Source organism: Ensifer sp. 22460 (genome assembly GCF_052044935.1).
GTDB lineage: Bacteria > Pseudomonadota > Alphaproteobacteria > Rhizobiales > Rhizobiaceae > Ensifer.
In genome coordinates, this window is sequence record NZ_JBQENZ010000030.1 from 21,837 (window position 1) to 37,141 (window position 15,305).

The window sequence follows — 15,305 nt, forward strand, 5'->3', positions numbered from 1 at the left end:
CGACTACCAGCCCTGTTCAACCGGCAGGACGAAGAGCTCGGCCACGTTGACGTGCGCGGGTGCCTGGGCCGCAAACACGATCGTGTCGGCCACGTCGGCGCTTTGCAGGAAGGTCATCTGCTGAGCGAGATCGTCCATCTGCTGGCGGTAGCCCTGATCCGTGATCTGGTCATAAAGTTCGGTCGCGACCGCGCCGGGCTGAATACAGGTGACGCGGATGTTGTGCTTCTGGCCGACCTCCATGCGCAGACCGTCGGAGAAGGCGGTCACGGCATGCTTCGTGGCGCAATAGACCGACAGTCCCTTGAAGACCTTGCGGCCGGCAATCGAGGAGGTGTTGAAGATGTGGCCGGAATGCTGCTTGATCATCTGCGGCAGCACGGCCGCCGTCGTGTTCAAGAGGCCCTTCACGTTAACGTCGACCATGCGAAGCCATTCGGCCGTCTTGAACTGGTCGATGTCGGAAAGCGGCATCAGGCCGGCATTGTTGAAGAGGATGTCGATCGCACCATAGGCATCGATCAGCTTCTTCACACCGGCTTCGACGGAAGCCGGATCGACCACGTCCATCTCGATGACCAGGGCTTCACCACCCTTCTCAGTGATTTCGGCCTTCAGCTCTTCCAGACGATCGGTGCGCCGTGCCGCGATGCCAACCTTTACGCCAGCTCCGGCAAGCGCAAGCGCCGTTGCTGCGCCAATGCCGCTTGAAGCACCGGTGACCAGTGCGACTTTGCCGTTGATATTCGTCATGATGATATCTCCTTGTTGCTTGCAAACCCGCTCCGGAAGCGGAGAGGTGTTTGCTATCGACAAGGAGAACCCTATGAAATCTGGGATTTTTCCTCTCCCGGCGGCTTGCCGAGGCTATCGGGATTTTGCTCCATTCTGTGCTGAATGAGCCTAGCCCCTGCGATAGTCGCTCGGCGAAAGCCCCGTTTCACGGCGGAAAATCTGGGCGAAGTGGCTGGGACTGGAATAGCCGACCATGAGGCCGATCTCGATGATGCTGGTGTCGGTTTCCTGGAGCAACTGCTGGGCCTTGGCCACCCGCTGCCGGATGAAATAATGCGAGGGAGGAAGACCCGTCGCCTTCTTGAACAGCCGGCTGAAATGGAATTCGCTGATGCCGACCTCTTGTGCCAGGCGGCCGAGATCGAACGGCTCCTCGAGATGTTTCTCCATGAAGGCGATCGCTCTCCTGAGCTTTACGCCGGGCAAGGCGTTCTGCGTACGCATCTCGGTATTTGCGACCGCATAGTGGCGCACGAGATGGACGGCAAGGCTTTGCGCCAGCCCTTCGACATAAAGCGGGCTGCCACCGCCATCCGCTGCCAATTCCTCGTTAAGGAGACCGAGGATATGCGAGAGCGTCGCGTCGCGGCCGCCGGAGACGTCCTTCAAGGTAACGTTCCCGCCATCCTTGCCGAACATCGCCTCGACCACCCGCTCGAACAGCGGCACGGAAAGGTAAAGATGCATGACGCGAAAGGATTGGTCGCCCTCGGCCTGCCAGCGCATTTCGTAGGGCACCGGCGAACATGTCAGGAAGAAATCGCCGACCTCGACGCGGTTTGCCATCCATTCGCCGCCGAGATCCCGCTCCTCGACAATGGCGATGCCAGACATGATCCAGACGATAAGAGGCTCGGCGACGGCGGGCACCAGGAAGGGATGCTGAGCGCGGTGTCGCGAGAGCACCTGCACGAAGACATCTCTCCACGCCGGTCCGTCGCCGCTGACCAGCGTGTTTCCGCTGATGTAACTTTCGAGACCGACCGGGGAGGTTCGCTCGGGGATGGGCAGATACGCGGATGGTTCGTCCCAAGCCATGATCGTCTCCCTCCCCATGGATCGCTCAAGCAAACGTGGCGCCGGGATCAAGGATATCCGGCGCCAGGGAAAAGGGAAGAACGAAGACTTCGCCGCTTAGTCCAGTTTCTTTCCGTCGCGATAGAGGATCATGCCGGCATGGTGCAGCACTCCGTCGATGAAATCGCCATCGGCGGTAAATCCGGTATCGTCCCAGTAGTCGATGTGATTGCCGCGGACCTCGTATCGTCCCTGATAGGCGCTTTCCCGTCGGCCACGCGCCTCGTCATAGCGGCCGTTCGGCAACAGGTTGTGACGAATGCGGCCATCCGCGGTGATCCACATACCGACATAGGGATGCGCCTGGTCTGGTGGAGTTGTGTTCCGGATCATTGTCATCTGGGAATATCCTTCCTGGGCGGAGGCCATGCAGAACAGCATCGCGGCAAGGTCCGCCGTTGCAAGTTCGGATCGGTTCGGCATCCCGTCCTCCGATCACATGCTTGCAGTGGGTCGGATGACGATTTCGCTGGTATCGACATCCGCGGGTTGGCCGATCACGTGCACGATCGCGTCAGCGATGGCCTCCGGCTTCAGGGCTATCTGGCGATAGACGACCATCGCTTCGGCGGCAGTTGGATCGGTGATGCTATCGGCCAGTTCCGATTCCACGACGCCCGGATACACGCAGGTCACGCGGATCCGGTCGTTCTCCTGCCGCAACCCGTCGGAAATGGCCCGCACGGCATATTTGGTGGCGCAGTAGACGGCGGCCGTCGGCGATACGGAAAGGCCTCCGACGGACGAGACGTTGATCACCTGCCCGGCGCCCTGCCGGTTCATGGCGGGCAGCACGGAGGCGATGCCGTAAAGCACGCCCTTGATGTTGACGTCGACCATCCGGTCCCATTCATCCACTTTCAGCGATGCCATTGGCGAAAGCGGCATGACGCCGGCATTGTTGACGATCACGTCGATGCGCCCAAAGGTATCGAGCGCGGTATCGGCGAAGGCCTGGACATCCGCGCGGGACGTGACGTCGAGGCTCCGGTGGAGTGCCTTGCCGCCTGTGGCAGTGATCTCGGCGGCCAGGGTTTCGAGGCGGTCGATGCGTCGTGCCCCAAGCACGACCACGGCGCCGGCCTTGGCAAGCGCGCGTGCCGTCGCCTCGCCGATACCGCTGCTGGCGCCGGTGACGAGAACGATCTTGTTTGTGATATTGCTCATAAGAATGTCCTTTCTTGAGGTGTGATGGTCATGTTGCGGCTTCTCATCAACGACCGTCACGCCGGCACGAAGCCGCGCAGGGCGATGATCCGCGAGCCCGCCGCAGACTGTCTTTGTCTTGCGAGAGGCGCATAGGCCGACGAGGCGAAAAGATCGCGGATCGCCTGCATGTCGGGGAATTCGATGATCAGCATGTTGCTCGCCTCCCAGCCTTCGAGCTGGAGCGGGGCATCATCAAGGGCAATGAGCCGGCCGCCGGCCTCGGCGACGAGCGGCAGTGCCTTGGAACGGTAATCGGCAATCGCATCATGATCTTGAATGTCGAGATCGACAACGAGGTAGGCTGACATGGGTGGCTCCTGTTTGCTGCGGTCTCATCCAATCCGGAAGGGTCGACTGAACCTGGGCCCACCACCGGCAGAACTCTCTTGCCGGCTTGCGCGAGCCGTCGGGATCTTGCGCAAGGCGCTTCTCTGGCTATGCCGCAGGCGCCTGTCTGCGATTGGACATGCGCTCCTGCGCGATCAGCAGAGCTTTTTCCTCCAGCGGATAACCATGGGGAATGACGTTGAAAAGCTTTCGACGATTTCTTTCCGGGAAGCACCAAGGGACGCTTTGCGGCCATCCTGCGGGCAAGCGGCAACCTGGCCGGCAAGTGCGCCGACGATTGCCCCGGTGGCAAACATGATCTTCAAAGAGGTCATCGTACTTCCTTTCATCGCGGGTGCCGTTTCGACCCCACTCGCCGCCTGCGCCGTGAGATGAAGGAAGGATAGATGCGGTTGATTGTCGTCGGTATCCTCTTATAACTAATCAGATTGGTTAGTATGGCGCGACAATGAATCTGGATCTGAACCTGCTGCCGCTATTCCTCGCGGTGGCCGAGGAGGCGAATTTCGCGGCCGCCGCCGCCCGCCTCGGCGTCACTCGCTCGGCCGTCAGCCAGGGCATCCGGCGGCTGGAAGACGGCTGCGGGATAGCGCTCGTCACCCGCACCACGCGCAGCGTCCGGCTCACCGAAGCGGGTGAGCGCCTGCGCGATACGCTTTCGCGTCCGATGGCCGACGTCCTGTCTGCGCTCGAAGATGTTGGCGGTAACGCCAACCCGCACGGTGTGCTTCGCATCGCGGTGACCTCGATTGCCGAAGATTTTCTCTCCGGGCCTCTTGTCGCCTCCTTTGCCGAGGCCTACCCCAATATCATCGTCGACGTGACGGTGACGGACGATACGTTCGATATCGTCGCCGGCGGCTTCGATGCAGGGGTGCGGCTGGGGGATGTCATCGAGCAGGATATGGTGGCCGTTCCACTGTCGGGCGAACAAAAGGAAGTCGTCGTGGCGACCCCCGCCTATTTCGAAGCCCACGGGTTTCCGACACATCCGAGGGACCTGATCCATCATCGCTGCATCGGATGGCGTCCGTCACCGGACACGGCTCCCTACCGGTGGGAATTCGCCCAGGACGGGGAAGCCTTCAACGTTTCGGTCGAACCCCAGATCACCACGAATGATCTGCGCCTTATGATACGGGCGGCGCTGGCCGGCGGCGGCATTACATTTGCGCTGGAGGAGACCTTTCGCCCCTATCTCGAACGAGGCGAGTTGGTTTCAATCCTGGAAGACTATCTGCCGCCCTTCCCGGGTTTTTTTCTCTATTTCCCCAGCCGGCACAATATGGCGCCCAAGTTGCGCGCCCTGGTCGACCACGTCCAGCGTTTCAGACGCGAACGCCTTATGACCAAAACAAGTCCTACGCCCTTGGCATGAGCCATCCGGTTTCCAGCAAGATCGGCAATTGCCAGGCGGGCGAAGCGGGTCTACGCCGGCCAACGCGAAGCCTTTCTGAAATCCCTGCGGCCGGAGGAAGCGATAGTCGCCGGATTGGCCGTGCTGTTGCGTTTGCCGAACGCGGTCCCGGATCTTGCGATCGCCGCTCTCGGCATGTCGCTATGGCACCCGGAAGCATCGGACCACTCCACTCGTTCCACACGGCGAGCAGCGGCGCTCGTCTTCCCGAGACGCAAATTCCCGCGCATGAGACGGATCTGGGTGACGACCTGAGGCGTACCAGGCGGGAAACTCGCAAATCCGTATTTGCCTCACCTTTCGCAATGCACCATATACTGGGACCGTTTTTAGCGGTTCGATCCAGGAGACCTCATGCCCACCTCGCATAGCGAAGCTTTCGAACCTCAAACGGAGATGCGAAGCTTTCTTGTTCTCCTTATTGGCTGCGTTGGCGTGGTCTATGGCGACATCGGTACGAGCCCGCTCTACGCCTTTCGGGAGGCACTTCGTCCCTTTTTGAATGAAGGCGTGCAAGCAGACAAGGTTATCGGCCTCATTTCACTGATGGTCTGGACGCTGACAATTATCGTCACATTCAAATACGTGCTCTTCCTGCTTCGCGCCGACAACGACGGGGAAGGCGGAACCTTGTCGCTTCTCGCGCTTCTGATGAAGAAGACGGGCAGCTTCATGCCGGTATTGTTCTTCGCCGGCTTGATCGGGGCCGCACTTTTCATCGGCGACGCCATGATTACCCCTGCCCTTTCGGTCATGTCGGCGCTTGAGGGTATGAAGCTCGTCACACCCACCTTTGACGACTACGTACTCCCTCTGGCCGCGGCCGTCATGGTCGCGCTCTTCGCGGTCCAGTCAAAGGGTACTCAAGCGGTCGCAAAGTTCTTCGGGCCGATCACGGTGGTATGGTTCCTCGCGATGGCCTGGGGCGGTCTCATCCATATCGGCGATGACTGGACGATCCTGCAGGCTCTCAACCCGATCAATGCCTTTTGGTTCATCACCCACGCGGGCTGGGCAGGCCTGATCGTACTCGGCGCCGTCTTCCTGACGGTCACGGGAGCAGAAGCCCTATACGCGGATCTCGGTCACTTCGGGCGCAAGCCGATCAGCACCGCATGGTTTGTGCTTGTGTTCCCCGCATTGGCGGTGAACTACCTCGGACAGGGCGCGCTCGTGCTCAGTCACCCCGAGGCGGTGCACAATCCTTTTTACCTTCTCTATCCGGACTGGGCTCTGCTGCCGATGGTCATCCTCGCCACCATGGCCACAATCATTGCCAGCCAGGCGGTCATCACGGGGGCGTTCTCGCTCGCACGGCAGGCGGTTCATTTGGGCTTCCTCCCTCGGTTGCTGATCAAGTTCACCTCCGAGACCCACACCGGGCAGATTTATGTGCCTGCCGTAAACGTGCTCCTGTTTGTTGGCGTCATCGTGCTCATCTTCTCGTTCGGCGACTCGGAGTCCCTTGCCACCGCCTACGGGATCTCGGTCACCGGCGCGATGGTCGTCACCACGCTGATGGCATTCCAGTTCCTTCGCTCCGTCTGGGGCTACTCCACGGTTGTCGCAGCATTGCTGCTTGCGCCCTTGCTTGTCATCGAGACCGTCTTCCTGCTGGCCAACTTGCTGAAGATCCATGATGGTGGCTGGGTACCGGTGGCGCTGGCATTGTCCATCATGATCGTGATGTGGACCTGGACACGCGGGTCACAAATGCTGCGCGAGAAGACCGCGCGAAACGACGTCCCACTGGAGACATTTATCCGTTCCATCGAGAAATCGACCCATGCGCCCCAGACGGTTCGAGGAACCGCCGTCTTTCTGACAAGCGTGGGCGACAAGACTCCCGCCGTCCTCCTTCACAACATCAAGCACAATCACGTCCTTCACGAGCAAAACGTCATTCTGACCGTCCGGACGTCCGAGCACCCGTATGTCGCGGAGAAAGAGCGCGTTACGTTGACGGAACTTTCGGACCGGTTTGCAAGGCTCGAACTTTGCTTTGGCTTCATGGACGAGCCGAACGTCTCGAAATCGCTCTCGCTCTGCAAGAAGGCAGGGTTCAAGTTCGAGATCATGCAGACGTCGTTCTATCTGGGGCGCAGGACCCTTATCAGTGATCCAAACTCCGGACTGCCGGGCTGGCAGGACAAGCTCTACATCGCGCTCGCGGGGCTCGGCATTGATCCGTCGTCATACTTCAAGCTGCCCGCCAATCGCGTCGTCGAGATCGGCGAGCAGGTCACGATTTAGTCGTCTCCGCTCAGACGTTGAACGCGTGACCAACGCAATTTCGGAAAGCTTAAATGACAGTCGTCGCCTCCTATCTGTATCGTTTGGGCAAGCGCGCCGAAGAAGTGCCCCTTGCTGCCCAGCCATTCGAGGCGCCAGACGGCGAATTTGCGTGGATTGGGCTGACGGATCCCTCCACAGACGAAATGGCGAGCCTTCAGGCAATGTTCGGCCTTCATCCTTTGGCGGTTGAGGACGCCCTCAATGGCAATCAGGTGCCGAAAGTGGACATCTACGGAGACCAGTTGTTCGTCGTCGCCAAGACGGCGCATCTGGAGGGTGACAAGATTGCCTACGGCGAAACCTGCATCTTTGTCGGGAAGCACCACCTGATTTCCGTTCGCCATGGTTCAGCCCGCTCCCACAAGGAACTGCGCCTGCAACTCGAGCAGTCCCCACGGCTACTTGAACACGGTCCCGACTACGTCCTTCACGGCATCATTGACTTCGTTGTCGACGGCTACTTGCCGGTGGTCGAGACACTCGAGGACAAAGTTTTGGAGCTCGAGAAACACGTGCTCGTGTCGCTGCTGCAGCCCGAGCAAATCCGGCGCATCTTCCGCATGCGTCGCCAAGTGATCCGCTTTCAGCGAGTTCTCGGACCCATGGGGGAAGTGGCGGGAAAGCTCAGCCACCTCGAACTCCCCTGCATCGACGACAATGCGAAACCCTTCTTCAAAGATGTGTATGACCATGTGAGGCGCGTTGAGGGGTCGGTCGGCGGCCTTCGCGAGGTGATGACGTCCGTGTTCGAGGCCTCCAATCTCTTGGAGCAGCAGCGCCAGGGCACCATTACTCGGCAGCTTGCGGCCTGGGCGGCAATCCTCGCCGTGCCGACAGCCATCGCCGGCATCTACGGGATGAACTTCGAAAACATGCCCGAGCTTGCGACGCGCTACGGCTACTTTGCCGTCCTCGGCGTTATCGTCACGCTTTGCGCCATCCTGTACTGGCGTTTCAAAAGGTCTGGCTGGCTTTAGGAAGTCTGTTGGCGATCGAGTACCAACGCCAAGATGCTGCTGATCGATCAATGTCTCCGGTATGTCGGGGCGCCGGTCGAGATCGAAGGCGAGCCCAATCACGGCGCGGTGACCGGACGCCGTTGCAACAGGCCAAAAGTCAAAACGCGACTCCGGATAGACCTCGGCAAGTTGAACGGTTCCCGGAGCCGCTGACGACAGCGCCGCGTCGAACTCTGCCTCCTACAGCGAAATGTCCCCAACGCTCTCGAAGAAAGCTGCCTTATCCTCCGCAACGAGAATAACGACCGCAGGAACGTCGAAGAGCGCGGCAAGCGCCCGGAGGTTATCGTGACTGAGGCCTTTGTATTTCTCGCCATTACGATTTCGCGGCTATAGTCCTTGCGTGGCCGACGAGGTGTCGAATCCGATATACGACCACAGCGAGCCATTGGAGAAGAAGTAGTCGATCGTCTTTGGCACTCATATGTTCCTGTTTGCGAGGCCTCATCTCGGAGGCCCCTCGTTTCTAGGCCGCTTTCTGGTCGGCGGGCTGCCACCCGAGCTGCGGAGCAATGCGAGCAACAAAGTCATGGACGATCTGGCGGTAGTCCTCGTCCTCGAACTCGTAAGGGAGCTCGAGCCTGAGTTCGCGGACATGCGGCAGGATCGGGTCTGCAAACAACCGTTCAAGGATTTCATCCGAACTACCGACGAGGTCGCGGGCGTAAAGCGTGCGCCGATCGCCCTGCGGCGCCAGCGTTCGCTCGGTGCGTCCGGCCGCGTAGTCGAGATAGCGCTTGCGCGTTCTCGCGTCGGCACCATCCAGCGGAACAATGACCCGGCCAAGCGCGACCCTCCTCTCCGTACCGCCCGCCGCACGATAGGTCTCGAGCTGGCGCTGCTGCGCGAGGAAGAAATCGTCGGTGCCTTCCCCGGTCGTAACATTGCCGATCAGGAGATTGAGATCACTGCGCCCTGCCCATCCGGCAGATTTCAACGAGCCGCCGCCGTACCAGATCCGGTCCGTCACTCCCCTGGCATGGGGCTGGAGCCGGGGGCGCTGCGGGCCAAACGGCGTCTTGATGAAGGTGTTTTCATCGCCGATCGGGCGACTGCGTAGATTTTCGACAAAGCGCAGCACGCGTGCGTGGGTGAAGTCGAAACGTTCCCAGCCATCGTCGAAGACAAGGCGGCCGATAAGATCGGCATGCAGCGGACGTCCGGCGCTGAGGCCGATGTTCAGACGACCGCGTGAGAGCACATCGACGGTCGAGAGATCTTCTGCCAGCCGGTACGGGCTTTCATAGCCAATCGGGATGACGGCAGTGCCAAGCTCGATGCGGCTTGTCCTTTGGGTCGCCGCCGCGAGAAAGGCGGCGGCCGACGATATCCCGGGTTCGAGGTGTCGCTGGCGCACCCAGGCGCTGGCAAAACCGAGCGCCTCGCCATACTGCAGCAACGCCAAGGTCTTCTCCAGCCCATCCAACGGGTCCTCCGCCGGGTAGTTGCCCGGGCTCAGGAAGCCAATATGGCTGATCGATATCTTGTTCCGCGTCACGCCAAGGCTCCTTAGAATTTCGGAAGACCGGGCGGGTTGGTTTCGGACTTCGGCAAAGCCTCCTCCTGGAGGTGCCAGCGTTCCAGAACCTTGCCATAGGTGCCATCCGCAATCAGACCGTTGGTGGCGATCGTCAGAGCGTTGGCGAGCCCACTGCCCTTGCGCGTTGTGATCGCCACGTCCGAACGCTCCGGCCAGCCGGCGCTCAGCGTACCGACACGCTTGATGTTGTTGTCTCGCGCGGCGATGAAGACGAGCTGCGCATGCGGCTGGACGATGACGTCGGCACGCCCGGAAGCGAGCGCCACGAGGCTCGTCGCCTCGTCGTCGTAATATTGCAGTTCCAGCGGCTTCAGCCCCGCTGCGACGTTCTCGTCGCTCCATTTGAGGAGGATACGCTCCTGGTTGGTGCCGGCGCCGACGATGATCCTGAGACCCGCCGCATCCTTCGGTTCCTCGATCGAAGTGATGCCGCTATCGGATTTGACGAAGAAGCCGTGCAGCCCCTGCCGATAGGTCGAGAAGTCGAACTTCTCCTTGCGCTGCTCGGTGACCCCGACATTGGAGATCACGGCATCGTACTTGCCGGACGTCAGTCCCAGCGGCCAGTCGATCCAGGCGGTGGGCACGAGCTCAAGCTCGAGACCCAGGCTGTTGGCGATCGCGCCGGCATATTCCGGATCGGCGCCAATCACCGTGCGGGCGTCGGTAGCGTAGGTGGCCAGCGGTGGTCCCCCCGGACTGACGGCCACCGTGAACTTGCCCGGTGTCACGAACTCGAAATCCGCGGGGATGGCCGCGACTGCAGTTTCGTTGCGAACGGCATGGACGCGGCCGGGCTGTTCGGGGCTGAGATCAAAGCCAGTGTCGGCCTGCGCCGAGCCGAGATGAAGAAGGGCCGCCGCGGCGGCGGCGAGAAGAGTACGATATCGGGTCGTGCCGTTCATGCTGTTAGTCTCCGGGTGAAATGCAGAAGCTGGACCGGCGGCGGCGCCGTCGATCCAGCGAGGCCAGATCAGGAACCGCTCTTCGGCAGGCCAGGCGGGTTGGTCTGGGCCTTGTCGACCGCCTCGGCACCCAGGCTCCAGCGCTTCAGCACCTCGCCATATTTGCCGCTCTTGATTAGATCGTTGAGCGCGACTGTAATCGCGTCGGCCAGGCCGCCGCCCTTGCGGGTTGTCACAGCAATCTCGGCCGTCAGCGGCCAGCCGCCGCTGGCGATGCCGACAACCTTGGTGTCGTCCTTGATCGACGCGGCATAGGCTCTGGTGGCATTCGGGTTGAACTCGACGTCGGCGCGGCCCGACTGCAAGGCGAGGTCGCTGGCGGCGCGATCGTCGTAGTATTGTACCTCGATCGGCTTCAGCCCGGCGGCAACGTTCTGCCGGTCCCATTCCAGAATGATCTTTTCCTGGTTGGTGCCGGCCCCAGTGATCACCTTCAACCCGGCGACGTCCTTCGGTTCCTTGATCTCAGTGATCTTGCTGTCGGACTTGACGAAGAAGCCGAGCACGTCCTTGCGATAGGTGGAGAAATCAAACTTCTCCTTGCGCTCCTCGGTCACCGTGACGTTGCTGATCACCGCGTCGTACTTGCCGGAGCTGACGCCGAGCGGCCAATCCGCCCAGGCGACGGGCACGAGTTCAAGCTCAAGACCGAAGCTGTCGGCGAGCAGCGAAGCGATATCCGGATCGGCGCCGACAACCGTCTTGGAGTCCGATGCGTAAGTGGCAATCGGCGGATCCCAGGGATTGACGGCAACGGTAAACTTGCCGGGGTTGACGAACGTGAAGTTGGGAGCGATCGCCTTGACCGCCGCCTCGTTCTTCTCCGCACGGATGCGGTTGGAGGTGTCGGGGCTGAGGTCGAATTTATCCTGGGCCTGGACGGGGCCCAAGCCGAGGGCAACGGCCGTGACGGCACCGGCTAGAAGCAACTTTGCAGTGTCGAGTATTGTCATGATCCTCTCCATTTCAATCATTGGTTGCTGATAGTAGTGAAGCTTCGCCATGGGGAATGGCGGAGAGCTTTTTTCAGAGAACGCGCGCCAGGAACTCGCGGGTGCGCGGATGTTTGGCGTCGGCAAAGATCTGAGCCGGCGGTCCGGCCTCAAGCACACGCCCCGCCTCCATGAACACGACAGTGTCGGCGACCTCGCGGGCAAAACCGGTTTCATGAGTGACGATGACAAGCGTCGTGCCGGTGCGTGCCAGTTCCTTGATGACGTCGAGCACTTCGCCGACGAGTTCCGGATCAAGCGCCGAGGTCGGCTCGTCGAAGAGCAGCACCTTCGGGCGGAGCGCCAGCGCACGGGCAATCGCGACGCGCTGCTGCTGTCCGCCGGAGAGCTGACGCGGATAGGCGCTGATCTTGTCGCTCAAGCCGACGCGTTCCAGCAGATCCCGAGCGAGGCGCACCGCGTCATCCCGGCTGAGACCGCGCACGTGAATGGGCGCCTCGATCAGGTTTTCGAGCACGGTCAGGTGGGGGAAAAGATTGAAGTTCTGGAACACCATGCCGATGTCGGCACGCCGCTTCAGGATCTCCGTTTCCTTCAGTTCGTAGAGCGTGTCGCCCTTCTGGCTGTAGCCGACAAGCTCGTCATCGATCGCGATGAAACCGTCGTCGACGCGCTCGAGATGATTGATGGCGCGCAGTAGCGTGGACTTGCCCGAACCGGACGGCCCGAGGATCGCAGTGACGCTGCCCGCCGGCAGGTTCAGCTCGACCCGGTCTAGCACCTTCAGCGGCCCGAAGCTCTTCGATATGCCGTGCACGTGCACGGTACCGCCCGAGCGGAGAACCTGCGCATCGCGAAAGCCGGTCTTGGCGGCCGCTTCAGCGGGGCGTGCGACCTCCGTCAGTGGTCGGCGAAAGCGCGAAATGAGCGCCTGAAACGGCAGCGGCACAGGATTACGCACCGCACCTCTCGAATAGTATCGCTCGATATAGTGCTGGACGATCGAAAGTCCGGTCATGATCACCAGGTACCAGACGGTCGCGACCATCAGGAGCGGAATGACCTCAAGATTGCGGCGATAGATGACCTGCACCGTGTAGAAGAGTTCGGGAAGCGCCAGCACGTAGACCATCGAGGTGCCCTTGGCGAGGCCGATGATCTCGTTGAAGCCGGTGGGCAGGATCGAGCGCATGGCCTGCGGCAGCACGATGCGGAAGGCCTGGCGGCGGCGCGGCAGGCCCAGCGCCGCGGCCGCCTCGTGTTGTCCCTGATCGACGGCGAGGATGCCGCCGCGCACGATCTCGGCGAAGAAGGCGGACTGATTGAGGGTGAGGCCGAGGAAAGCGGCGGCAAACGGCGTCAGCAGCTGGGTCGTCGGATAGTTCAGCCAGACGGTATCGGTGAAGGGCACGCCGATCGCGATCGTCTCGTAGAGGTAGCCGAGATTGTTGAGCACCAGCAGCAGAACGATCAGCGGGATGGAACGCAGCAGCCAGATATAGCCGAAGGAGAGGCTGGCAAGCAGCGGCGATTTCGACACGCGGGCGAGAGCCAACGCTGTTCCGAGCAACGAGCCCGAGACGGTGGCGAGCGCCGTCAACAGCAAGGTCCGGCCGAGACCTGCGAGTACCGGCTCGGCGAAGAACCATTCGGCAAAAACCGGCCAGCCCCAACGCGGGTTGGTCAGCACCGAATAGAGCACTCCCGCAATGACAAGTGCTGCAAACAGCGTGCCGAGCGCGCGGCCTGGATGGCGTGCCGGCACGATGCGGTAGTGGGCGTAGCCAGGGTTCGGCTCGCTGGTTGATCTGGGTGCGGGAATACCGGCAACGTCGGTCACAACTGCCATGATGGTTCCTCTCCTGGAAATCGGTTGGGTACCGGGCTCGCGCGCGGCGCGGCCGGTCAGCGTCAGGCGTGGCTTGCGGCCTGGGGATGGGAGGGCGGCACTTCGCCGAGAAACGCAAGCGTCGTGACGAGGTGCGTGACGTCCTTCTCGAAAGGCAGCGTCTTGTAGACCTCCGGATCGGCATCGACGTCAAAGAGCGCGGTATAGCCGTTGGCGAGATAGAGGCCGACCGCTTCGGGTTGGCGAAATCCGGTCGTCAGATAGATGCGCGAATAGCCTTGCCGCGCCGCCTGTGCCTCGAGCTCGAAGAGCACCTTGCGCGCCAGGCCTTGGCGCCGCAGATCGGACCGGGTCCAGATGCGCTTGAACTCGGCGGTGTGGTCGTCATAGTGCTTGAAGGCGCCCCCGCCGACGGTTTCGCCGTCGCGGATCAGCAGTACGAAATTGCCGTGCGGCGGGGCGAAGGCCTCCGCCGGATAGCGGTTCATTTCGGCTGCCGCCCCCTCTTCGCTGAAGTAGTTGCCGTAGCGGCTGTCATATTCCACGATCAGTTCGTCGATCAGCGGCTTGGCGCGCGGGTCGAGGGGCGTGGTGTAGAGAAACGTGTCGCTCATGTCTTTGCCATCCCATGGTCGTCATGCGAGGAAGGTTTCCACTAGCCGGACCCAGTAGCGGGCGGCGGGTGCGATGATCGCGTCGTTGAAATCGTATTCGGCGCTGTGAAGAGGCGCGCTGTCGCCGTTGCCGACGAAGGCGTAGTTGCCCGCCTTCTCCCCCAGGAAGAACGCGAAGTCTTCACTGGCGGTGCGCGGCTTGAAGTCGGTTATGACCGCGTCGGGGCCAAGCGCCTTAAGCACCACGTTTCGGGCGAAATCCGTTTCGCGCCGATGGTTTACGAGCGCCGGGAAGCCCAGCCTGTAGTCAACCTCCGCTGTCGCGCCAAAGCTTTCGGCCTGCGCCCACGCCAGCGCCTGAACACGCTCGCCGAGCAAGCGGCGAACCTTGCCATTGAAGGCACGCAAGGTCAGCCTCAAGGAAACGCTCCCGGGAATGACGTTCGACGCCTGGCCACCATGAATGGATCCGACGGTGACGACAGCCATGTCCTGCGGGTCGACATTGCGCGAAACCAGGCTCTGAAGCGCCGTGATCAGCGACGCTGTCGCCAACACCGGATCAACCGTCAGATGTGGCTCGGCACCATGCCCGCCTTTGCCGACGACCGTGATATTCGCCTGATCGACGGAGGCCATGGCAGCGCCGGCAACGAAGCCGAAGCGGCCGGTGGGCACGCCGGGCCAATTGTGCAGGCCGAAGACAGCATCGACAGGAAAACGCTCGAACAGCCCCTCCGACAGCATCTTGCGGGCGCCAGCGCCGATTTCCTCCGCCGGCTGGAAGATCAGCCGCAGCGTGCCGTCGAAACGGCCCTCGGCCGCCAGAAAGCGCGCGGCGGCGAGCAGGATCGCCGTGTGCCCGTCATGACCGCAAGCGTGCATGACGCCCTTGTGGCGGCTGGCATAGGCAAGCCCGGTCGCCTCCTCGATCGGCAGTGCGTCCATATCGGCGCGAAGGCCGATCGCCTTCTCGCCTTGTCCGCGCTGCAGCGTCGCGACGATCCCAGTGCCGGCAATGCCGCGGCTCACCTCATAGCCCCAGGCGGCGAGCAGATCGCCGACAAGGGCGCTGGTGCGTTTCTCCTGAAAGGCAAGCTCCGGATGCTGGTGCAGGTCGCGCCGGATCGCGACGATCTCATCGAGAAAGGCGCCGAGGCCACGCTCGACCGCGGAGGATCGCTGGGTGTCGGTGAGAATGAGGTTCATGAGCGCAGCCCCGCC

At 61.7% G+C, this 15,305-nt stretch carries 15 protein-coding genes; 3 read left to right on the top strand and 12 right to left on the bottom strand.

All coding sequences use genetic code 11. The annotated features are described in order from the left end of the window. Positions 1 to 3 precede the first annotated feature (3 nt). From ACTJKM_RS29250 to ACTJKM_RS29275, 6 genes are all read right to left on the bottom strand, one after another. Entirely contained in the window at positions 4 to 753 is a 750-nt protein-coding gene (locus ACTJKM_RS29250; protein ID WP_058329546.1) for an SDR family oxidoreductase, read from the bottom strand. Positions 754 to 903: 150 nt separating this feature from the next. After that, the gene (locus tag ACTJKM_RS29255; RefSeq protein ID WP_440661489.1) at positions 904 to 1,833 is read right to left on the bottom strand and encodes a helix-turn-helix domain-containing protein; all 930 of its coding nucleotides are present in this window, start codon (positions 1,831 to 1,833) and stop codon (positions 904 to 906) included. Positions 1,834 to 1,929: 96 nt separating this feature from the next. Continuing rightward, a complete protein-coding gene (locus ACTJKM_RS29260; protein ID WP_440661491.1) occupies positions 1,930 to 2,295 on the bottom strand; it encodes an Atu4866 domain-containing protein in 366 nt (121 codons plus the stop codon). 12 nt (positions 2,296 to 2,307) lie between these two features. After that, positions 2,308 to 3,039, bottom strand: coding sequence for an SDR family oxidoreductase (locus tag ACTJKM_RS29265; protein ID WP_440661493.1), 732 nt, complete (start codon positions 3,037 to 3,039; stop codon positions 2,308 to 2,310). Between the two features lie 56 nt (positions 3,040 to 3,095). Then, positions 3,096 to 3,389 carry a DUF1330 domain-containing protein gene (locus ACTJKM_RS29270; protein WP_440661495.1) on the bottom strand — a complete coding sequence of 98 codons (294 nt, stop codon included), beginning with the start codon at positions 3,387 to 3,389 and terminating at the stop codon, positions 3,096 to 3,098. 174 nt (positions 3,390 to 3,563) lie between these two features. After that, entirely contained in the window at positions 3,564 to 3,743 is a 180-nt protein-coding gene (locus ACTJKM_RS29275) for a hypothetical protein (protein ID WP_440661497.1), read from the bottom strand. 134 nt (positions 3,744 to 3,877) lie between these two features. On the opposite strand from ACTJKM_RS29275, the gene ACTJKM_RS29280 reads away from it, so the two are divergent. The 3 genes from ACTJKM_RS29280 to ACTJKM_RS29290 all read left to right on the top strand — a co-directional run bounded on the left by ACTJKM_RS29280 (position 3,878) and on the right by ACTJKM_RS29290 (position 8,118). Then, complete coding sequence (locus ACTJKM_RS29280; RefSeq protein ID WP_440661499.1) at positions 3,878 to 4,807, top strand: LysR family transcriptional regulator; 930 nt, start codon at positions 3,878 to 3,880, stop codon at positions 4,805 to 4,807. A 393-nt stretch (positions 4,808 to 5,200) separates the two neighbouring features. Next, a complete protein-coding gene (locus ACTJKM_RS29285; RefSeq protein ID WP_113513625.1) occupies positions 5,201 to 7,099 on the top strand; it encodes a potassium transporter Kup in 1,899 nt (632 codons plus the stop codon). A 53-nt stretch (positions 7,100 to 7,152) separates the two neighbouring features. Next, on the top strand, positions 7,153 to 8,118 hold the full coding sequence (locus ACTJKM_RS29290; protein ID WP_113513623.1) for a magnesium and cobalt transport protein CorA: 966 nt from the start codon (positions 7,153 to 7,155) through the stop codon (positions 8,116 to 8,118). Positions 8,119 to 8,626: 508 nt separating this feature from the next. Here the strand turns inward: ACTJKM_RS29290 and ACTJKM_RS29295 are convergent. The 6 genes from ACTJKM_RS29295 to ACTJKM_RS29320 all read right to left on the bottom strand — a co-directional run bounded on the left by ACTJKM_RS29295 (position 8,627) and on the right by ACTJKM_RS29320 (position 15,290). Then, positions 8,627 to 9,658, bottom strand: a complete 1,032-nt coding sequence (locus tag ACTJKM_RS29295) for an LLM class flavin-dependent oxidoreductase (protein WP_440661500.1) — start codon at positions 9,656 to 9,658, stop codon at positions 8,627 to 8,629. Positions 9,659 to 9,669: 11 nt separating this feature from the next. Then, positions 9,670 to 10,605 carry an ABC transporter substrate-binding protein gene (locus tag ACTJKM_RS29300; protein ID WP_440661502.1) on the bottom strand — a complete coding sequence of 312 codons (936 nt, stop codon included), beginning with the start codon at positions 10,603 to 10,605 and terminating at the stop codon, positions 9,670 to 9,672. Between the two features lie 68 nt (positions 10,606 to 10,673). Continuing rightward, entirely contained in the window at positions 10,674 to 11,618 is a 945-nt protein-coding gene (locus ACTJKM_RS29305) for an ABC transporter substrate-binding protein (protein ID WP_440661504.1), read from the bottom strand. A 73-nt stretch (positions 11,619 to 11,691) separates the two neighbouring features. Beyond that, positions 11,692 to 13,467, bottom strand: a complete 1,776-nt coding sequence (locus tag ACTJKM_RS29310; RefSeq protein ID WP_113513617.1) for an amino acid ABC transporter permease/ATP-binding protein — start codon at positions 13,465 to 13,467, stop codon at positions 11,692 to 11,694. 62 nt (positions 13,468 to 13,529) lie between these two features. After that, positions 13,530 to 14,081 (bottom strand): GNAT family N-acetyltransferase, encoded by a 552-nt coding sequence (locus tag ACTJKM_RS29315; protein ID WP_113513615.1) that lies wholly within the window; start codon positions 14,079 to 14,081, stop codon positions 13,530 to 13,532. 21 nt (positions 14,082 to 14,102) lie between these two features. Then, positions 14,103 to 15,290 (bottom strand): M20 aminoacylase family protein, encoded by a 1,188-nt coding sequence (locus ACTJKM_RS29320; RefSeq protein WP_440661505.1) that lies wholly within the window; start codon positions 15,288 to 15,290, stop codon positions 14,103 to 14,105. Positions 15,291 to 15,305 lie beyond the last annotated feature (15 nt).

Bases quoted from the DNA above. Each gene is read 5' to 3' on its own strand.
- ACTJKM_RS29320 (WP_440661505.1), bottom strand. From the start codon at position 15,290: ATGAACCTCATTCTCACCGACACCCAGCGATCCTCCGCGGTCGAGCGT.
- ACTJKM_RS29310 (WP_113513617.1), bottom strand. From the start codon at position 13,467: ATGGCAGTTGTGACCGACGTTGCCGGTATTCCCGCACCCAGATCAACC.
- ACTJKM_RS29300 (WP_440661502.1), bottom strand. From the start codon at position 10,605: ATGAACGGCACGACCCGATATCGTACTCTTCTCGCCGCCGCCGCGGCG.
- ACTJKM_RS29260 (WP_440661491.1), bottom strand. From the start codon at position 2,295: ATGCCGAACCGATCCGAACTTGCAACGGCGGACCTTGCCGCGATGCTG.
- ACTJKM_RS29270 (WP_440661495.1), bottom strand. From the start codon at position 3,389: ATGTCAGCCTACCTCGTTGTCGATCTCGACATTCAAGATCATGATGCG.
- ACTJKM_RS29285 (WP_113513625.1), top strand. From the start codon at position 5,201: ATGCCCACCTCGCATAGCGAAGCTTTCGAACCTCAAACGGAGATGCGA.
- ACTJKM_RS29315 (WP_113513615.1), bottom strand. From the start codon at position 14,081: ATGAGCGACACGTTTCTCTACACCACGCCCCTCGACCCGCGCGCCAAG.
- ACTJKM_RS29250 (WP_058329546.1), bottom strand. From the start codon at position 753: ATGACGAATATCAACGGCAAAGTCGCACTGGTCACCGGTGCTTCAAGC.
- ACTJKM_RS29305 (WP_440661504.1), bottom strand. From the start codon at position 11,618: ATGACAATACTCGACACTGCAAAGTTGCTTCTAGCCGGTGCCGTCACG.
- ACTJKM_RS29290 (WP_113513623.1), top strand. From the start codon at position 7,153: ATGACAGTCGTCGCCTCCTATCTGTATCGTTTGGGCAAGCGCGCCGAA.
- ACTJKM_RS29265 (WP_440661493.1), bottom strand. From the start codon at position 3,039: ATGAGCAATATCACAAACAAGATCGTTCTCGTCACCGGCGCCAGCAGC.
- ACTJKM_RS29275 (WP_440661497.1), bottom strand. From the start codon at position 3,743: ATGACCTCTTTGAAGATCATGTTTGCCACCGGGGCAATCGTCGGCGCA.
- ACTJKM_RS29280 (WP_440661499.1), top strand. From the start codon at position 3,878: ATGAATCTGGATCTGAACCTGCTGCCGCTATTCCTCGCGGTGGCCGAG.
- ACTJKM_RS29255 (WP_440661489.1), bottom strand. From the start codon at position 1,833: ATGGCTTGGGACGAACCATCCGCGTATCTGCCCATCCCCGAGCGAACC.